Consider the following 13,397-nt stretch of genomic DNA (forward strand, 5'->3'; position numbering starts at 1 on the left):
GGCGGTGCCCGGACATTGATCCAATTTCAACCCCTGCACGTATTGGTCAAATACGGTGCCGAAAAAATAGCCGGCCCGCCCGGGTGCTGCGACGGACCCGTTGACATGCAGGAGATCTGCCGCAGATGAGCAGCCTGGACGAAATTGAAAGCCTGATCGGCCAAGTATCACTGGGTGATCGCCGCGCCTTTTCCCGTCTTTACGATCTGACCCATGCGAAACTTTTCGGGGTCTGCCTGCGTATCTTAAAAAACAGGGCCAGCGCTGAGGATGTCTTGCAAGAGACATTCATGAAGGTCTGGCGCTATTCTGATAGATACGCAAGAGGCGGCACGAGCCCTATCACCTGGCTGATCACCATCGCGCGGAACACCGCCATCGACAAGCTGCGCGCTCATCGCGACAGCGAAGATATCGATGAGATGGCCGATACACTGGCAGGATCTGGTCCAACCCCGGAAGACGTGGCCGTGGCGGCAGGTGAAGCCGGGCGGATTGCCGACTGTCTGGGGCAATTGGAAGCACCCCGTGACAAGGCCGTGCGCGGCGCCTATTTGGAAGGCAAGAGCTATGCGGAATTGTCTGATACGTTAGGCGTGCCGCTGAACACCATCCGAACTTGGCTGCGCCGCAGCCTCATTAGTCTGCGGGAGTGTATGGAAAGATGACCGACACAAACCCGCCAGATCGGGATGATGACAGCCTGCTTGCCGCGGAATATGTGCTGCGCCTGCTGAGCCCCGAGGAAGAACGTGCCTTTGAACTGCGTCTCGAAGCGGAACCGCTTTTGATGGACGAGGTGAGCACCTGGACCGAACGGCTCTCGGGCATGGACAGCGCCTTCACGGAAGAGGCGCCTGCAAGCGCCGTGAAAGACACCCTGATGGCGCGTCTCTTTGGCGAACCGGAACCGCGCCCATCTTTCTTGCAACGTTTGGGTCTTTGGAAAGGGCTTAGCTTCGCATCGCTCGCCCTGGCCGCCTTCTTTGCATGGCAGTCCGCCGAGCTTGTGCCGGTTGATACACCTGCGCGCGGCCCGCTTTATGTGTCTGAAATCGCGGCGGAAGATCAATCTCTGCGCGTGCTGGCCGTTTATGACGCCACCAGCGGCGCCTTGCAGATCAGCCGCACAGCCGGTGAGGCGGCAGCAGGACGATCGTTGGAATTATGGGCCATCACTGAAGGTGACGCGCCGGTGTCATTGGGCATTCTGCCCGACACCCAGACCGGGGCAATCCCCCTGCCTGAAGAATTCCGCGCTGAGCTCGCAAGCCTGACGCTGGCCCTGACCGATGAACCACCGGGCGGCTCGCCCACCGGTGATCCGACAGGCCCTGTTGTGGCGGTCGGGACCGTTACCGAGCTTTAGGCTACGACAGATGCAAAAAGGCCAAGCACAGGGCAGCCCGTGCTTGGCCATTTTGTTTGGATATGAACCTAGGGTCAGGCCATAAGCTCGTCTGATTTATGCAGGCCGACAACGGCCAGAACCGTGCCACCGATGACCAGGTAATAGGCCATGTCCAGACCGCCCAGACCCAGAGCAAACGGGGCTGCGACAAAGACCAGACCCACCAGGAAATCAACGGTGAGGTGCAGTTTGTAAGGCAGCACCCGCACAACACCCAGATGGTGATCGGTCAGAAATGTCAGCACCAGTGCCGCGATGCCGGTTGCGACCGACAGCGTGAGAGCCAACGGGTTGGACGCACCCAGACCAAGCAGAAACGGCATGACGATCAGGCCAAGAGCAACAGGATAGTCGAGATAGGCGTGGATGTTTTTGGTGATAAAGCGAGGCATGGTTTTTCCTAACGTTTTGGGGTTTTGGGAGTGTCAGGGCCGCCGCGAATGCCGCCGCAGCCCGATTAAATTCGTGGTCGTCAGTTCAGTTTGGCAACGCCAAGAGGAACCGAGAATTTCTCGCACCAGATGTAGACTTCGTTGAACTCATCGACATTGACGCTGGCGGGTACGGCATAGGCTTGAAGGCCGTCTTTGTTGGTCAGTGCGCCGAGGTCGGATGCCGCTACATATTCGCCGTCCTTGCCAAACCCGACTTTGGGGTCAGGCGCACCATCAAGGCTGAAGCTTTTATCAAGGATGACAATCGCGCCGCCCTCATCGGTTTTGACGATGGTGACACCGCCCGTGGTGATGTGGTCGCTGGCGCCAACAAAGGTGCCGCTGGCCGCGATCTTGTCACCGGCGGCAGCAGGTGTTGCCACTGAAAAGGCGGCGATGGCGGCAAAAACGATGCCTGCGAATGTCGAAATGAAACGTGTCATGATGTGATCCTTGTGCGTGTCGTTGTCCAATTTCTGCAGGGGAGGCCTGCGGCGTGAGGCGAGAAGTAGCATTAGGAACCGATCGGTACAAAACACAATTAGTTGAATTGTGTAACACTCGGTACATAATTAGGATATCTTGGGTTTAAGGAGAGTTTGGTATGGCGCGGCCCCGCGAGTTTGAGGAAAGCAAGGCGATCACGGATGCCATGAATGTCTTTTGGCAGAATGGCTATGATGGCGCGTCGATCAGCACGCTTTTGTCCGGCATGGGCATGACAAAAGGCAGTCTTTACAAGGCCTTCAGCGGTAAAAAGAGCCTGTTTCTGAAAGCGATGGCGCTTTACGAGACCGAGCAGGTCACCCCCGCGGTCGACATTCTGCAGGATCGCTCAACGCAACGGCATGACCGCATCGCGCGGCTTTTCCGGTCCATCCCTGCGGCCGTGCGCAAAGGGGATCGGCGCGGGTGTCTGCTCTGCTCGGCGGCCGCTGGTCCGGCCTCGGACGACAAGGAAATCGCCGCGGTTGTCGACGGCCTTCTGGGTCAGATGAAGGACGGGTTCAAGGCCGCGATTGATCCGACACTGGGCGCGGAAAAGCAGGCGCAACTGGCCCGCCTTCTGCTGACGCAATATGTAGGCCTGCGTATCCTGGCACGCGCACAGATATCAGCGGACGAGCTGGAAAAATCTGTCACCTCGCTGCTCGACATGCTGGAAAGTGGCGCCACCTGAAGCGCCAAGCGCGGGTCAGAACGCGTCGGGCTTGGCCTCGCGCGCCATATGGTCCAGCACGGCGTTCACGAAACTCGGCTCGCGGCCTTCGGGAAAGAAGCTTTTGGCGATGTCGACGAATTCCATGATCACCACCTTGGGCGGCGTATCCGATTGCGTCAGTTCGGCACCGGCAGCACGGAACAGCGCACGAATGGTCGGATCTATTCGGTTGATCGGCCATTTGGCCACCAACGCGCGGTCGGTCATCTGATCTATCTGCGCCTGAAAATTCACCGCGTCCTGCATCAGGCTCTCGAACAGTTTTACATCGCCCTCCGCCATCTCGCCCTCGTCATAGGACGCGCCAAAACGGTGATCTTCAAACTCATGCATCACGGCATCCACAGTCTGGCCGGAATGCTCCATCTGAAACAACGCCTGCACCGCATATAGCCGCGCCGCAGATTTCATCTGCCGTTTCTGATTGCCCGAAAGGTTGCTCATGCTTTTGGATTGTCCTTCAGGCCACCGGCCAGCTTGTATTCTTCCGCGTCGGGCAGGAACCCCACCCCTTTACGCGCGGCGCCCCACTTACGGGTGAGCGCCACAAGATGCAAGGCTGCCGCCGCGGCCCCTGCCCCTTTGTTCATCCGCGCGGGATCGGCGCGCACCTCAGCCTGCTCCCGGTTCTCGACAGTCAGGATGCCATTACCCACGCAGAGGCCCTGCAACCCAAGCAGCGTGATACCCCGCGAGCTGTCATTGCAGACTGTTTCGTAATGCGTGGTTTCGCCGCGGATCACACAGCCCAAGGCAACGTAGCCGTCAAAATTCGACATCCGCTCGGCAATCCCGATGGCGGTCGGCACTTCCAGCGCGCCTGGCACTTCGATCATATCGTAAGTGCCACCTGTCGCCTCAATCTCGGCCTTGGCCCCGGCAATCAGGTTGTCGGCGATGTCACGGTAAAACGGTGCCACCACGATCAACAATTTGACGGGTTTGTCGAATGCGGCGCGCGGCAGCGTGTATTCGGTATCGGCCATCTGTCTATCCTTCGCTCAGGGCACGGGTGCCGGTGATCGAAATGCCATAAGCATCCAGCCCCAGATAGCGGGTATCGGGGCTGTCGGTCAAAAGCACCAAATCGTGAATGCCCATCGTCTGCATGATCTGCGCGCCAAGCCCGGTCTGCTTGATCGTGCGCGGCGTATCATCGTCTTCCATCTCGCTGGCCAGTTTTGGCCGCGGTTGACGGAACAGAAACACGGCACCCCGTCCCTCGGCGGCAATGATCTGCATCGCGCGGGGCAATTTACCGGTGGGGCCACTGGAGGTTTCCGTCAATCCAATGCCCAAAACATCCTCCAGCGCATTGAGCGCATGGGTCCGCGCCAACACCGGCGCGCCATCCGACAGATCGCCCTTCGTCAGGACAACATGTTCCGTATCGCTGATTTGATCTGCGAAAATCCGCATCTCCCAATCGCCACCATGGGAGGAGCTGACCGTTTCGCGGCGGACCTCGCGCACCAGATTGTCATGCTTGTGGCGATATGCGATCAGATCACTGATCGTGCCGATTTTCATCCCGTGATTTTCCGCAAATTCAATAAGGTCCGGCAGACGCGCCATCGTGCCGTCCTCTTTCATGATCTCACAGATCACGCCGGACGGATGCAGGCCGGCCAGCCGCGAAATATCGACGGCCGCTTCGGTATGACCCGCCCGGATCAAGACGCCCCCGTTGCGGGCGCGCAGGGGAAACACGTGACCGGGCGTGGCAATATGCGCGGGCCCGTTCTGGTCATTGATGGCCGTGGCGACCGTCAGGGCGCGGTCGGCCGCGGAAATACCGGTGCTCACCCCTTCGCGGGCTTCGATCGAAACGGTAAAGGCGGTCTCATGGCGGGACGAATTGTTCACCGCCATCATCGGCAGGCCCAGGTGATCAATCCGGTCGGAGGTCATGGGCAGGCAGATCAAGCCACGACCATGGGTGGCCATGAAATTGATCGCATCTGCATCGGCAAATTCGGCGGCGATCACCAGATCACCCTCGTTTTCGCGGTCTTCATGGTCCACAAGAATATACATCCGCCCGGCCTTCGCCTCGGCGATAATCTCGGTGATGGGCGAGATGGCCTGGCGCAGACCAGCCTCAACAGGACCCGGCTTTTCGAACGGAACAGTATCAGACATCTGACCCCCTGAAATACGTGTGCGCCAGATACCTCAGGGGCCCGTGCTTGACCAGAGGGGAATGCCCGCCCGGGGCCTCCAGCCCTCGATATCGCCCCGCACCCCCCAAAATCGCCGAATTTGGCACAATTTCAGGTCGAGTCACTTCCCCCGAAATGTGGCAAAGGCGCACTGCTAATCCCTTAATTTGTTAACAATTGTTTCCAACTTCTGCACAATCAGCCGAAATTCACCCTCTAATTGTGCGGCAAAATGGCCGAAAAGTGCAGAAATCGTTAAAAAATGGCTATTTTTGGGCTTTGTTGATTGACTTACCCCCAACTTAAAAGACATTTTAGGCACAGACAGATTTCCCTAAGGGTGAGTGGAAAAATGATGATGCGTTCGATTATCTTTGCTGCGGCTGCTGCGGTAGGCCTTTCAGCAGCGCCTGTTACGGCGGCATCTTACGATGTGCACAGCTTCTACAAAAAAGGTGAAGCCAACAGCTCTATCAAGTTTTCGCGCTACAAAGCTGGCGAAGAAAACATGCTGCAAGGCGTCACCGGCAAAAAGAAACGCAAGTTCTTGGTTGAGAACTCCGCGCCAAGCATTGGCAAGTTTGTCGCCAACGGCAACACGGCCACGCTGACGGGCACCGTCTACAACGCGGCTGGCGAAGGCTTCGAGATGGTGATGAATTTCGCACGCATCGCTGATCCGGGCGTCCGCGCCAACCGCAACGGCGTGTCGACAGCGGATTGGTCCTACTACTCCATGACATCGGGTACGCTTAAATCGATGACGGACGGCATTGCCAGCTTCGACTTGAAAATGCGCGGCAAGAAATTCCGTGGTGGCAAACTGGTTGATCAAGGTGCCCAATTTGGTACCGGTGCAAACAACCGTAACATCGGGATGCTGGGTCTGCTGGCAAAGTTCACTGCTGAAGAGCAGGGCTGCGACAGCGAAACCGAAGCGTGCCAAAGCTACAATGGCAAAATCAAACTGACGCTGACACCAAACGACGGCAGCAGCGCAAGTGTTGATGATGACGACAACAGTGGCGTTGTGCCTCTGCCCGCAACAGCTCTGATGCTGCCCGCAGCACTCGGAATGTTCGGCGTCGCTGGTGGCATCGCCCGCCGCCGTCGCGAGAGCTGACACAACCCTCCGATAGGTTCGTAAAAGACGCCCGCCACCGCGCGGGCGTTTTTTTTGTGGCGAGCGCCATTGCCGGACTTCCAGTGCCGGGCCCCGATGCGATAGGCTCTGACCAACACTTCCCCTGCCCTCAGGACCGCATCTGAATGAACACCCCCGAAATCCTGTCGCGTTTGATCGCCTTCGACACGGTGAGCCGAAACGCAAACATCGACCTGATGAGGTTTATCCGGACCCTTCTGGCGGAGGTTGGGGTTGACGCCACGTTGATCCCGAATGCGGACGGCACCAAAGCCAACCTGCTGGCCACCATCGGACCGCAGGACCGCGCTGGCGTGATGTTGTCGGGACATACAGATGTCGTGCCGGTCGACGGGCAAGACTGGACCAAACCACCATTCGAACTGACCATTACCGACGGCCGCTATTACGGGCGCGGCACCACGGATATGAAAGGCTTTGTCGCCTGTGCCCTGTCGGCAGGGCTCAAAGCTGCAAAGCGCGATTTGAAGACCCCGCTGCATCTTGCGTTTTCCTATGACGAAGAAATCGGGTGTCAGGGTGTACGCTCGATGATCGACCTGTTGCGCGACGCGCCGGTGCGGCCCGGCATGTGCATCGTGGGCGAACCTACCAGCTTCAGCGTGGCAACAGGGCATAAGGGTAAGATCGCCCTGAAGGCCCGGTGCATGGGGCGCGAGGGTCATTCCGCCTTGGCACCGATGGCGTTGAACGCCCTGCATCTGGGCTGTGATCTGGTACAGGTGTTGCGCGACATCCAAACCGAATTGCGCGACAGCGGCGCCCATGACGGCGATTATGACGTGCCCTACACCACCGTGCATGCGGCCAAAATGACAGGAGGTGTGGCGCTGAATATCGTGCCCAACCTTTGCGAGGTCGATTTCGAAATCCGCAATGTGGCACAGGATGATCCCACCGCAATCCTTGAGAGTATCCGCACCCGCGCCGATGCCATTGTGTCCGCCGCCCGGAAACATGCGCCCGAGGCGGCCATCGAATTCGAGGTCAGCTTCTCCTACCCCGGCCTCGACACGGATCGCGCGGCACAGGTTGTGCAGTTCGTGCAATCCCTCACGGGCGTGAATTCAACGAACAAAGTGGCGTTTGGTACCGAAGGCGGATTGTTCTCGGGCGAGCTGGACATCCCCACCGTGGTCTGCGGCCCCGGCTCCATGATGCAAGGCCACAAGCCCGACGAATATGTTGAGATCAGCCAGATCGAGCGCTGTGATGCAATGCTTGCCACGCTGCTGGACCGGCTCGAAGCCGGGTTATGAACCCGCGGCCTGTTGGTCAAAAAACGAGGTGGAACTGGGTTTCTCGGGGATTTCCATCTCATAGCTCGAACATCTGACCCGGCCGGTTTCCACTCCCCTGACCAGCGCATGTGTGTGTTTGCTGGGCAGGTGATTGGCACTCAGCTCGATGGCGTCCTCGGCATAATATGTCGCGATGTAAAGCGTGCGCGGCTGGTCCGACAGGTTTGGTGCAGAGCCATGCAGCAGGCTGGAATGCATCAGACAAACAGCCCCCGCAGGCCCGGTGCATTTCACGATGTTTTCTTTATGTTTTTCAAAGACATCATCGGTCACCGCCCCGGTGAAGCGCCCCTCCTGCCAATGCGAATAAAGTGGCCCCTTATGGGTGCCCGGAACCACCTCCAGCGGGCCGTTTTCAAGCGTCACCTCATCCACGAACAGCAAGGCCGTGATCAGATCATCATTGGTCATCGGCTGAAACGCAAAATCCTGATGGAATTTGATCTTGGTCGCGGCACCCGGCATCTTTGAATTCACCTTGCCGTGGTGAAATCGCAGATTGGGGCCCAAAAGATCCACCACCATGTCCACTGTGCGAGCCTCTTTCATCACGCCCAGAAACACATCCGACACTTCTTCAGGTGACTGCACCCGGCGCAGGGCAGGTTTTTCCGCACTATGGCCCGGCTCCACACTGAACCGCGCGCGCTTGTCGAGTGTTTCACCATAGTCTTCCGTATGCGCGCGGCTTTCATCACTCCACGCGGCGAACTCGGCCCGCATCGCGGCAAGTTGCTCGGGCGTCACCGCGTTTTCGACCAGCAAAACACCGTCTTTCCAGAACTGTTCGATCTGGGATGCATTGAGCGTCGTCATGCCTAGGGGTCTCCTGCCACGCCGTAGCTTGGTGCTGCGGATGGGTCAATTGCGCGGTTCAGGTAATCGTTCATCTGTGGCTCGTAAGCCTGCCAAAGAGAACGTAATTTTGCGATTGGGCACCCGTCTTCCCAATCCACCCGCAGATCAACAAGGTAGAACGGCATCTTGTCTGCCACGACAAGGGCCGCGGAATGCACCGGCCCCTCCTCGCCCCCGGCCGCCAGCCCGCCTTCGATGGCCTGCAAGAGCCGTTCGGCCAAGGGGGCCGATGGGTCCGCCTCGAACCCGTCGGAGATGCCTTTCGCCACCGCCGTGGACGACAGAAGGTTACCCGCCGCGACGCAATTGGCCCCTTCGCTGACCGCGTTGGTACCCAGAATATGCGCACCGGTGAAATGCGCGGTGGTCCCTTGGCCATCGACGGCCGTCAGTTGCCGATAATCAATGTTATCGCGCCCCTTGATCACGCCCGCAATCGCATCCGCCGCGCTTTGCCCGCCTTCCATGGCGTCCAGCACCTGCGTGGCCAGATGCGGATCCGTGATGTTTTGAGTGGCCACTGCGCCGACACCCGCCCGCGCATGCGGACAGCGCGAGCCCACCGAGATCGACGACGTGGTGATGGCCACACCAAACTGGCCCGTGCGCGCGCAACGCCCTGCGATGGAAAAGGTCATGTCTTGGCTCCTTTGCCGTCGCCCAATCGGCGCGACAGGTATTTCTGAAAGTCGTGGATTTCACGCTCCAACCAACTCAGTGGCCCGGGCGCGGCCTGCGCGGACCGCGACCCCGCATAGATCCCTTCAACCACCTGCCGGTCTTCGGTGTTCACATGTTCAAAAAACGTGGTCAGTTCGTCAATCCAGGCGGTGCGCTCATCGGCAAAGCCCAGCATCGCATCGACCTCGGGCGCAATCGCCACGCCAAAGCGCACATCCACCTGCCCCACGCCCTTGGGCCGCAGGCTCAGGTACCACAGGTGATCCGGCGCCAGCACATACATATGCGACGGAAAGACCGTCGGCAGCACGGATGTATTGCGCCAATCGCCCTCAAGCGTCGTGTTGTCCGGATGCGCCTGCCCGTAGGTGGCGTTGCCGGTCTTCATGAAGGTCTGGTAAGTGAAAGCATCATGCACACCCTCAGGGAACACGGTCTTTTCCACGGGAAACCATGCGCCCACCGTGGCCTTGTGCGCTACCGGCAGGTGATAGCCTTCCATGAAATTCTCGGTCAGGAGTTTCCAGTTGGTGTCCCAGACATGTTCCTCCTGCACCACGGGCACATAGTGTTCCATGGCGTAGCGCGCCACCACCTCATGCAGCGGTGCCAAAGCCTCGGCCACCGGTACGGCCTTCGGGTTGAGGGTCACGTAAATCCAGCCGTTCCAAATCTCCGTGCGAATTTCCGGCAGGCATATCGCCTTTTTGTCAAACCCATCCGTACGCTCCATATGACCTGCGCCGATCAACTGACCGCTCAGGTCATAGGTCCAAGCGTGATAAGGGCACACAACGCGTGACGTACACCCCCGCCCCTCCAGAAGCTGCATCATCCTGTGGCGGCAAACATTTGAATAGGTTCGAATTTCCCCCGATTTGTCGCGGATACAGTAGATCGGGTCACCGGCAATCGTGAAGGTCAGGTAGTCGCCGGGATTGGGGATTTCAGCGGCCAGTCCGGGACAGACCCAATCCCGCCGGAAAATCATCTGATCTTCCTGCGCGGCGATCTCTTCATCCCAATAAATCTGCGGCTCGGCGCCATGGGCGCGCTCCAGCGGACCATTGGCCGTTTCGGCCAGTTGCGCCAGAAGATCGGAAGCGGGTCGCATCTGGGGCCTCAATCAGGGATCACGGCGGTGACTTCGATCTCGACCACCCATTCGGGGCGGGCGAGCGCGGGCACCACAAGGCCGGTGGAACAGGGATGCACGCCCTTCAGCCATTTGCCCATTTCCTGATAAACCGCCTCGCGGTAGCGGATATCGGTCAGGTAGACGACAATCCGGCAGACGGCCTCCATCGTGGTGCCGGCCTCTTCCAACAGCATCTGGATGTTTTCCATCGTCTTGGCGGTTTGCTTGGCCGCGTCACCCGTGTGCAGGCTTTCGCGGGTGTCCAGATCCTGAGCTACCTGCCCGCGCAGAAACACCATCGTGCCCTTGGCCACGACGCCTTGGCTGAGATCATTGTCGAGGTTTTGCTCCGGATAGGTTTCCTTGGTGTTAAACGGGCGAATGCGTTTGTGCATCATGGGCGAAGTCCTAATGTGCCGGGTTGATCCGGTCGTTGAGATAACAGGCGAAATCGTAATTGGGTCGTTCCAGATGGCTCAGATGTCCCGGTTTGGCCACGTCCGAACACAGGCCATTATACACCTTCTCGGTACAGCCTTTGTCTTCGACGTTTACGTCATCCAGGAGCGTTTTGACGGCCTCGAAATGGCTTTGTGCCTCGGGATCGTTCACAAAATCCGGCGACATGCCGCCGCCAAACCGGATATCAACCTGCCCCACCCCGTGCGGATGCAGGCTCAGATACCAGAAATAGCCGGGCGTCAGCGTGATCAGCAGGCTGGGATAGATCGCCAGCAGGAAGGTCATGCGCCGCCGGTCGCCCGTAAGCCGCGTGTTCGTTGGGTGTGCATTGGCCAGCGTGAAATGCGGCTCCTTCAGGATCCAGTGATAGTTGAACGCAGGCTCCCCGGGCGGGCACACCATTTCCTCAAGCTTGCTCAACCCGCCAATCGTGCCCGCGTGACAGACCGGCAGGTGGTAGCTTTCCATGAAATTCTCAGCCAGCACCTTCCAGTTGGTGTTCCAGCGGTGCGTTTCGAAAAACGTCTGGGAATAATCTTCCATCCCGAAATCGCCCACCAGCTCCTGCACGCCCGACAGCTGATCGGACACGGCAGGCGCATCGGGGTTCAGGGTGATCATGACCCAGCCCAGCCACTCCTCGCAGCGCACCTGCGGCAGCGCATAGCTGTCCTTGCAGAAGCTTTCATTCAGCGTCATCGCGGGCGCGCCGCGCAGCTTGCCATCCAGGTTGTAAGTCCAGGCGTGGTAAGGGCAGACGATGCTGCGCGTATTGCCGGACCCCTCCAGAAGCGTTGACATGCGGTGCAGGCACACATTGGATTGCGCCCGGAGCTGTCCGTCACCATCCCGGATCACCATGATCGGCTGCCCGGCCAGTTCCAGCGTGGTGTAATCACCCGGATTGGGCAATGCATCGGCGCGGGTCACGCAAAACCAGTCCTGCTTGAATACATGGTCAAGCTCGGCCTGCAAAAACGCGTCACTGGTATAGACCGATTTGGGCATGGCACGGGCGCGTTCAAACGGCTGGCTGACATTTTCGGCCAGTTCCGTCATCGGCGAAAGCGTGGTGTCATGCTGCGTCATCGATGCCGCCCCTAGTGTTTGGTGCCTTTGCCCCAGACATTATCCGAAAGTTCCGCCGCCTTGTGCGCAAATTCCAATGGCCCCTGCCAGTCGAAGTTGCGGTAAACAGCGGCCAGTTGAGCAAAGGGCGGCGATTGCGCGAAGAGCTGGAAGGTCAGGCGGTGGCCCGCATAGTCCGAATTCAACAGGTCCCGCGCAAGGCTCAGGAGCTTGCGGCGATCATCAGCGACCCATTCGTCGTTGATTGAATAGAACTTGTCCATCCACGGCTTGGTATCGGCGGCGGCAAAGGTGGCCGCATCCGGCGTCACGCAGATCTGACCACCGCAGAGTTCGCGGGCCATATGCATCATCCGCGGCAAGTTGGTCAGCGCATGCACCCGGCCCGACATCAGCATGGACTGGTTCGGCATCAGCAGGCCATTTGGGCTTTTCTCGGCCATGGCAATCGATGCGGTCAGGAAGGCGTCAATGCCTTCGCGCCACACGGCCAGTTCGCTCAGTTTTTCCTGCACGGCCTGTTGTTTATCCAGACCGGTCTGCTTCACATTCCACAGCGCGGCACCGATGATCAGATCCGCGTAGCTGAGCGTGCGCTGAACAAACGGGAAGGCCGAATAGCGATGCAGCGTGGTGCGGATAAATGCCGCGGCGCGGGTATGTTGGTAAAAGAGAATATCTTCCCATGGGATCAACACGTTATCGAGGATCATTAATGTATCAATCTCATCCACACGGTTCGACAGCGGATAGTCATCCGAAGGTGCCCGGCCCGCAAACCCCGTGCGGCAGATATGTTTCACCCCGGGCGCATTCATCTTGACGATACAGCCAAGTGCATAGTCGCTGAGCTTGTCATTGCCCCAATTGGCAATCGTGGGCTTCAGGAAGGCCTGATTGGAATAGGCGGCCGCAGTTTCATACTTGGCGCCGCGAATGATGATGCCCTCATCGGTTTCCTTGACCACATGCACCAGCATGTCGGGGTCCTGATCCTGCGGCGCCTTCGACCGGTCCCCCTTTGGGTCAGTATTGGCCGAGACGTGGAACGGGTCATCCTTGATGCATTGGTGGATGTGCCGTTCGATATTGGTGGCAAAGCGCGGATCGATTTCGTTCAGGATGTCCTTGCCATCCCAGAGCGACCACATCTCGCCAATGGTCTCATCACCCATGCGCGTGACCACGCCGCCCACGTCATTGGCCACCAGGTCGACGGCATCGCGCTTGTCCTGCCAATCCTGCTGTTCGTATGGCAGGCGCAGACCGATGGCAAAACGCTCGCCCTGCTCTTCATAGGTCATGGCGTCCTGCGTCTTGGGATCGTACTGCATGTCATAGATGCGCGCCCGCACGTCGATCACAGGCTTGAGCTGCGGATGCGTGCAGGGATTGTCCACCTTTTCGCCGCCAATCCAGATCTGGCGGCCATCATTCAGGGATTCGCGGTATTCGTCTCCAGTACGGATCATGT

16 protein-coding genes are annotated in these 13,397 nt (G+C 58.8%); 5 read left to right on the forward strand and 11 right to left on the reverse strand.

Annotated features, from left to right (window positions below):
• Positions 1–125: 125 nt before the first annotated feature.
• Both ACZ1HJ_RS17480 and ACZ1HJ_RS17485 read left to right on the forward strand, forming a co-directional pair.
• Positions 126–668, forward strand: a complete 543-nt coding sequence (locus ACZ1HJ_RS17480; RefSeq protein ID WP_472719914.1) for a sigma-70 family RNA polymerase sigma factor — start codon at positions 126–128, stop codon at positions 666–668.
• The gene (locus ACZ1HJ_RS17485; RefSeq protein ID WP_472719915.1) at positions 665–1,369 is read left to right on the forward strand and encodes an anti-sigma factor; all 705 of its coding nucleotides are present in this window, start codon (positions 665–667) and stop codon (positions 1,367–1,369) included. Before ACZ1HJ_RS17480 ends, ACZ1HJ_RS17485 begins: the two co-directional genes overlap by 4 nt.
• Positions 1,370–1,443: 74 nt before the next feature.
• Here ACZ1HJ_RS17485 and ACZ1HJ_RS17490 read toward each other — a convergent pair whose 3' ends face one another.
• Entirely contained in the window at positions 1,444–1,803 is a 360-nt protein-coding gene (locus tag ACZ1HJ_RS17490; RefSeq protein WP_472719916.1) for a hypothetical protein, read from the reverse strand.
• Between the two features lie 80 nt (positions 1,804–1,883).
• The gene (locus ACZ1HJ_RS17495; RefSeq protein ID WP_472719917.1) at positions 1,884–2,288 is read right to left on the reverse strand and encodes a DM13 domain-containing protein; all 405 of its coding nucleotides are present in this window, start codon (positions 2,286–2,288) and stop codon (positions 1,884–1,886) included.
• A 161-nt stretch (positions 2,289–2,449) separates the two neighbouring features.
• Here ACZ1HJ_RS17495 and ACZ1HJ_RS17500 point away from each other — a divergent pair, with 161 nt between their 5' ends.
• On the forward strand, positions 2,450–3,025 hold the full coding sequence (locus ACZ1HJ_RS17500) for a TetR/AcrR family transcriptional regulator (RefSeq protein ID WP_472719918.1): 576 nt from the start codon (positions 2,450–2,452) through the stop codon (positions 3,023–3,025).
• A gap of 15 nt (positions 3,026–3,040) precedes the next feature.
• On the opposite strand, the gene nusB is transcribed toward ACZ1HJ_RS17500, so the two are convergent.
• The 3 genes from nusB to ribB are packed head-to-tail and all read right to left on the reverse strand — an operon-like array spanning position 3,041 to position 5,209.
• Complete coding sequence (gene nusB, locus ACZ1HJ_RS17505; protein ID WP_472719919.1) at positions 3,041–3,511, reverse strand: transcription antitermination factor NusB; 471 nt, start codon at positions 3,509–3,511, stop codon at positions 3,041–3,043.
• Complete coding sequence (locus tag ACZ1HJ_RS17510) at positions 3,508–4,053, reverse strand: 6,7-dimethyl-8-ribityllumazine synthase (RefSeq protein WP_472719920.1); 546 nt, start codon at positions 4,051–4,053, stop codon at positions 3,508–3,510. The genes nusB and ACZ1HJ_RS17510 overlap by 4 nt, the downstream gene beginning before the upstream one ends.
• Before the next feature lie 4 nt (positions 4,054–4,057).
• A complete protein-coding gene (gene ribB, locus ACZ1HJ_RS17515) occupies positions 4,058–5,209 on the reverse strand; it encodes a 3,4-dihydroxy-2-butanone-4-phosphate synthase (protein WP_472719921.1) in 1,152 nt (383 codons plus the stop codon).
• Positions 5,210–5,581: 372 nt separating this feature from the next.
• On the opposite strand from ribB, the gene ACZ1HJ_RS17520 reads away from it, so the two are divergent.
• Positions 5,582–6,352, forward strand: a complete 771-nt coding sequence (locus tag ACZ1HJ_RS17520) for a hypothetical protein (protein ID WP_472719922.1) — start codon at positions 5,582–5,584, stop codon at positions 6,350–6,352.
• 146 nt (positions 6,353–6,498) lie between these two features.
• Entirely contained in the window at positions 6,499–7,653 is a 1,155-nt protein-coding gene (argE, locus tag ACZ1HJ_RS17525) for an acetylornithine deacetylase (RefSeq protein WP_472719923.1), read from the forward strand.
• On the opposite strand, the gene ACZ1HJ_RS17530 is transcribed toward argE, so the two are convergent.
• From ACZ1HJ_RS17530 to ACZ1HJ_RS17555, 6 genes are read right to left on the reverse strand one after another with little or no spacing between them, the layout of a single operon-like run.
• Entirely contained in the window at positions 7,648–8,511 is an 864-nt protein-coding gene (locus ACZ1HJ_RS17530; RefSeq protein ID WP_472719924.1) for a phytanoyl-CoA dioxygenase family protein, read from the reverse strand. The two genes, argE and ACZ1HJ_RS17530, sit on opposite strands and share 6 nt — an antisense overlap.
• Positions 8,512–8,513: 2 nt before the next feature.
• Complete coding sequence (locus tag ACZ1HJ_RS17535; RefSeq protein WP_472719925.1) at positions 8,514–9,191, reverse strand: DUF1028 domain-containing protein; 678 nt, start codon at positions 9,189–9,191, stop codon at positions 8,514–8,516.
• Positions 9,188–10,348, reverse strand: a complete 1,161-nt coding sequence (locus tag ACZ1HJ_RS17540; protein WP_472719926.1) for an aromatic ring-hydroxylating oxygenase subunit alpha — start codon at positions 10,346–10,348, stop codon at positions 9,188–9,190. The genes ACZ1HJ_RS17535 and ACZ1HJ_RS17540 overlap by 4 nt, the downstream gene beginning before the upstream one ends.
• An 8-nt stretch (positions 10,349–10,356) precedes the next feature.
• Positions 10,357–10,770 (reverse strand): RidA family protein, encoded by a 414-nt coding sequence (locus ACZ1HJ_RS17545; RefSeq protein WP_472719927.1) that lies wholly within the window; start codon positions 10,768–10,770, stop codon positions 10,357–10,359.
• Between the two features lie 10 nt (positions 10,771–10,780).
• Positions 10,781–11,923 (reverse strand): aromatic ring-hydroxylating oxygenase subunit alpha, encoded by a 1,143-nt coding sequence (locus ACZ1HJ_RS17550; protein ID WP_472719928.1) that lies wholly within the window; start codon positions 11,921–11,923, stop codon positions 10,781–10,783.
• Positions 11,924–11,934: 11 nt separating this feature from the next.
• On the reverse strand, positions 11,935–13,395 hold the full coding sequence (locus ACZ1HJ_RS17555) for a 4-hydroxyphenylacetate 3-hydroxylase family protein (protein WP_472719929.1): 1,461 nt from the start codon (positions 13,393–13,395) through the stop codon (positions 11,935–11,937).
• Positions 13,396–13,397: the final 2 nt, after the last annotated feature.

The sequence above is a fragment of the Roseovarius sp. JB2-10 genome (genome assembly GCF_055693585.1).

Coding starts and splice junctions, on each gene's coding strand:
- ACZ1HJ_RS17480 (WP_472719914.1), top strand. CDS start 126: ATGAGCAGCCTGGACGAAATTGAAAGCCTGATCGGCCAAGTATCACTG.
- ACZ1HJ_RS17485 (WP_472719915.1), top strand. CDS start 665: ATGACCGACACAAACCCGCCAGATCGGGATGATGACAGCCTGCTTGCC.
- ACZ1HJ_RS17490 (WP_472719916.1), bottom strand. CDS start 1,803: ATGCCTCGCTTTATCACCAAAAACATCCACGCCTATCTCGACTATCCT.
- ACZ1HJ_RS17495 (WP_472719917.1), bottom strand. CDS start 2,288: ATGACACGTTTCATTTCGACATTCGCAGGCATCGTTTTTGCCGCCATC.
- ACZ1HJ_RS17500 (WP_472719918.1), top strand. CDS start 2,450: ATGGCGCGGCCCCGCGAGTTTGAGGAAAGCAAGGCGATCACGGATGCC.
- nusB (WP_472719919.1), bottom strand. CDS start 3,511: ATGAGCAACCTTTCGGGCAATCAGAAACGGCAGATGAAATCTGCGGCG.
- ACZ1HJ_RS17510 (WP_472719920.1), bottom strand. CDS start 4,053: ATGGCCGATACCGAATACACGCTGCCGCGCGCCGCATTCGACAAACCC.
- ribB (WP_472719921.1), bottom strand. CDS start 5,209: ATGTCTGATACTGTTCCGTTCGAAAAGCCGGGTCCTGTTGAGGCTGGT.
- ACZ1HJ_RS17520 (WP_472719922.1), top strand. CDS start 5,582: ATGATGATGCGTTCGATTATCTTTGCTGCGGCTGCTGCGGTAGGCCTT.
- argE (WP_472719923.1), top strand. CDS start 6,499: ATGAACACCCCCGAAATCCTGTCGCGTTTGATCGCCTTCGACACGGTG.
- ACZ1HJ_RS17530 (WP_472719924.1), bottom strand. CDS start 8,511: ATGACGACGCTCAATGCATCCCAGATCGAACAGTTCTGGAAAGACGGT.
- ACZ1HJ_RS17535 (WP_472719925.1), bottom strand. CDS start 9,191: ATGACCTTTTCCATCGCAGGGCGTTGCGCGCGCACGGGCCAGTTTGGT.
- ACZ1HJ_RS17540 (WP_472719926.1), bottom strand. CDS start 10,348: ATGCGACCCGCTTCCGATCTTCTGGCGCAACTGGCCGAAACGGCCAAT.
- ACZ1HJ_RS17545 (WP_472719927.1), bottom strand. CDS start 10,770: ATGATGCACAAACGCATTCGCCCGTTTAACACCAAGGAAACCTATCCG.
- ACZ1HJ_RS17550 (WP_472719928.1), bottom strand. CDS start 11,923: ATGACGCAGCATGACACCACGCTTTCGCCGATGACGGAACTGGCCGAA.
- ACZ1HJ_RS17555 (WP_472719929.1), bottom strand. CDS start 13,395: ATGATCCGTACTGGAGACGAATACCGCGAATCCCTGAATGATGGCCGC.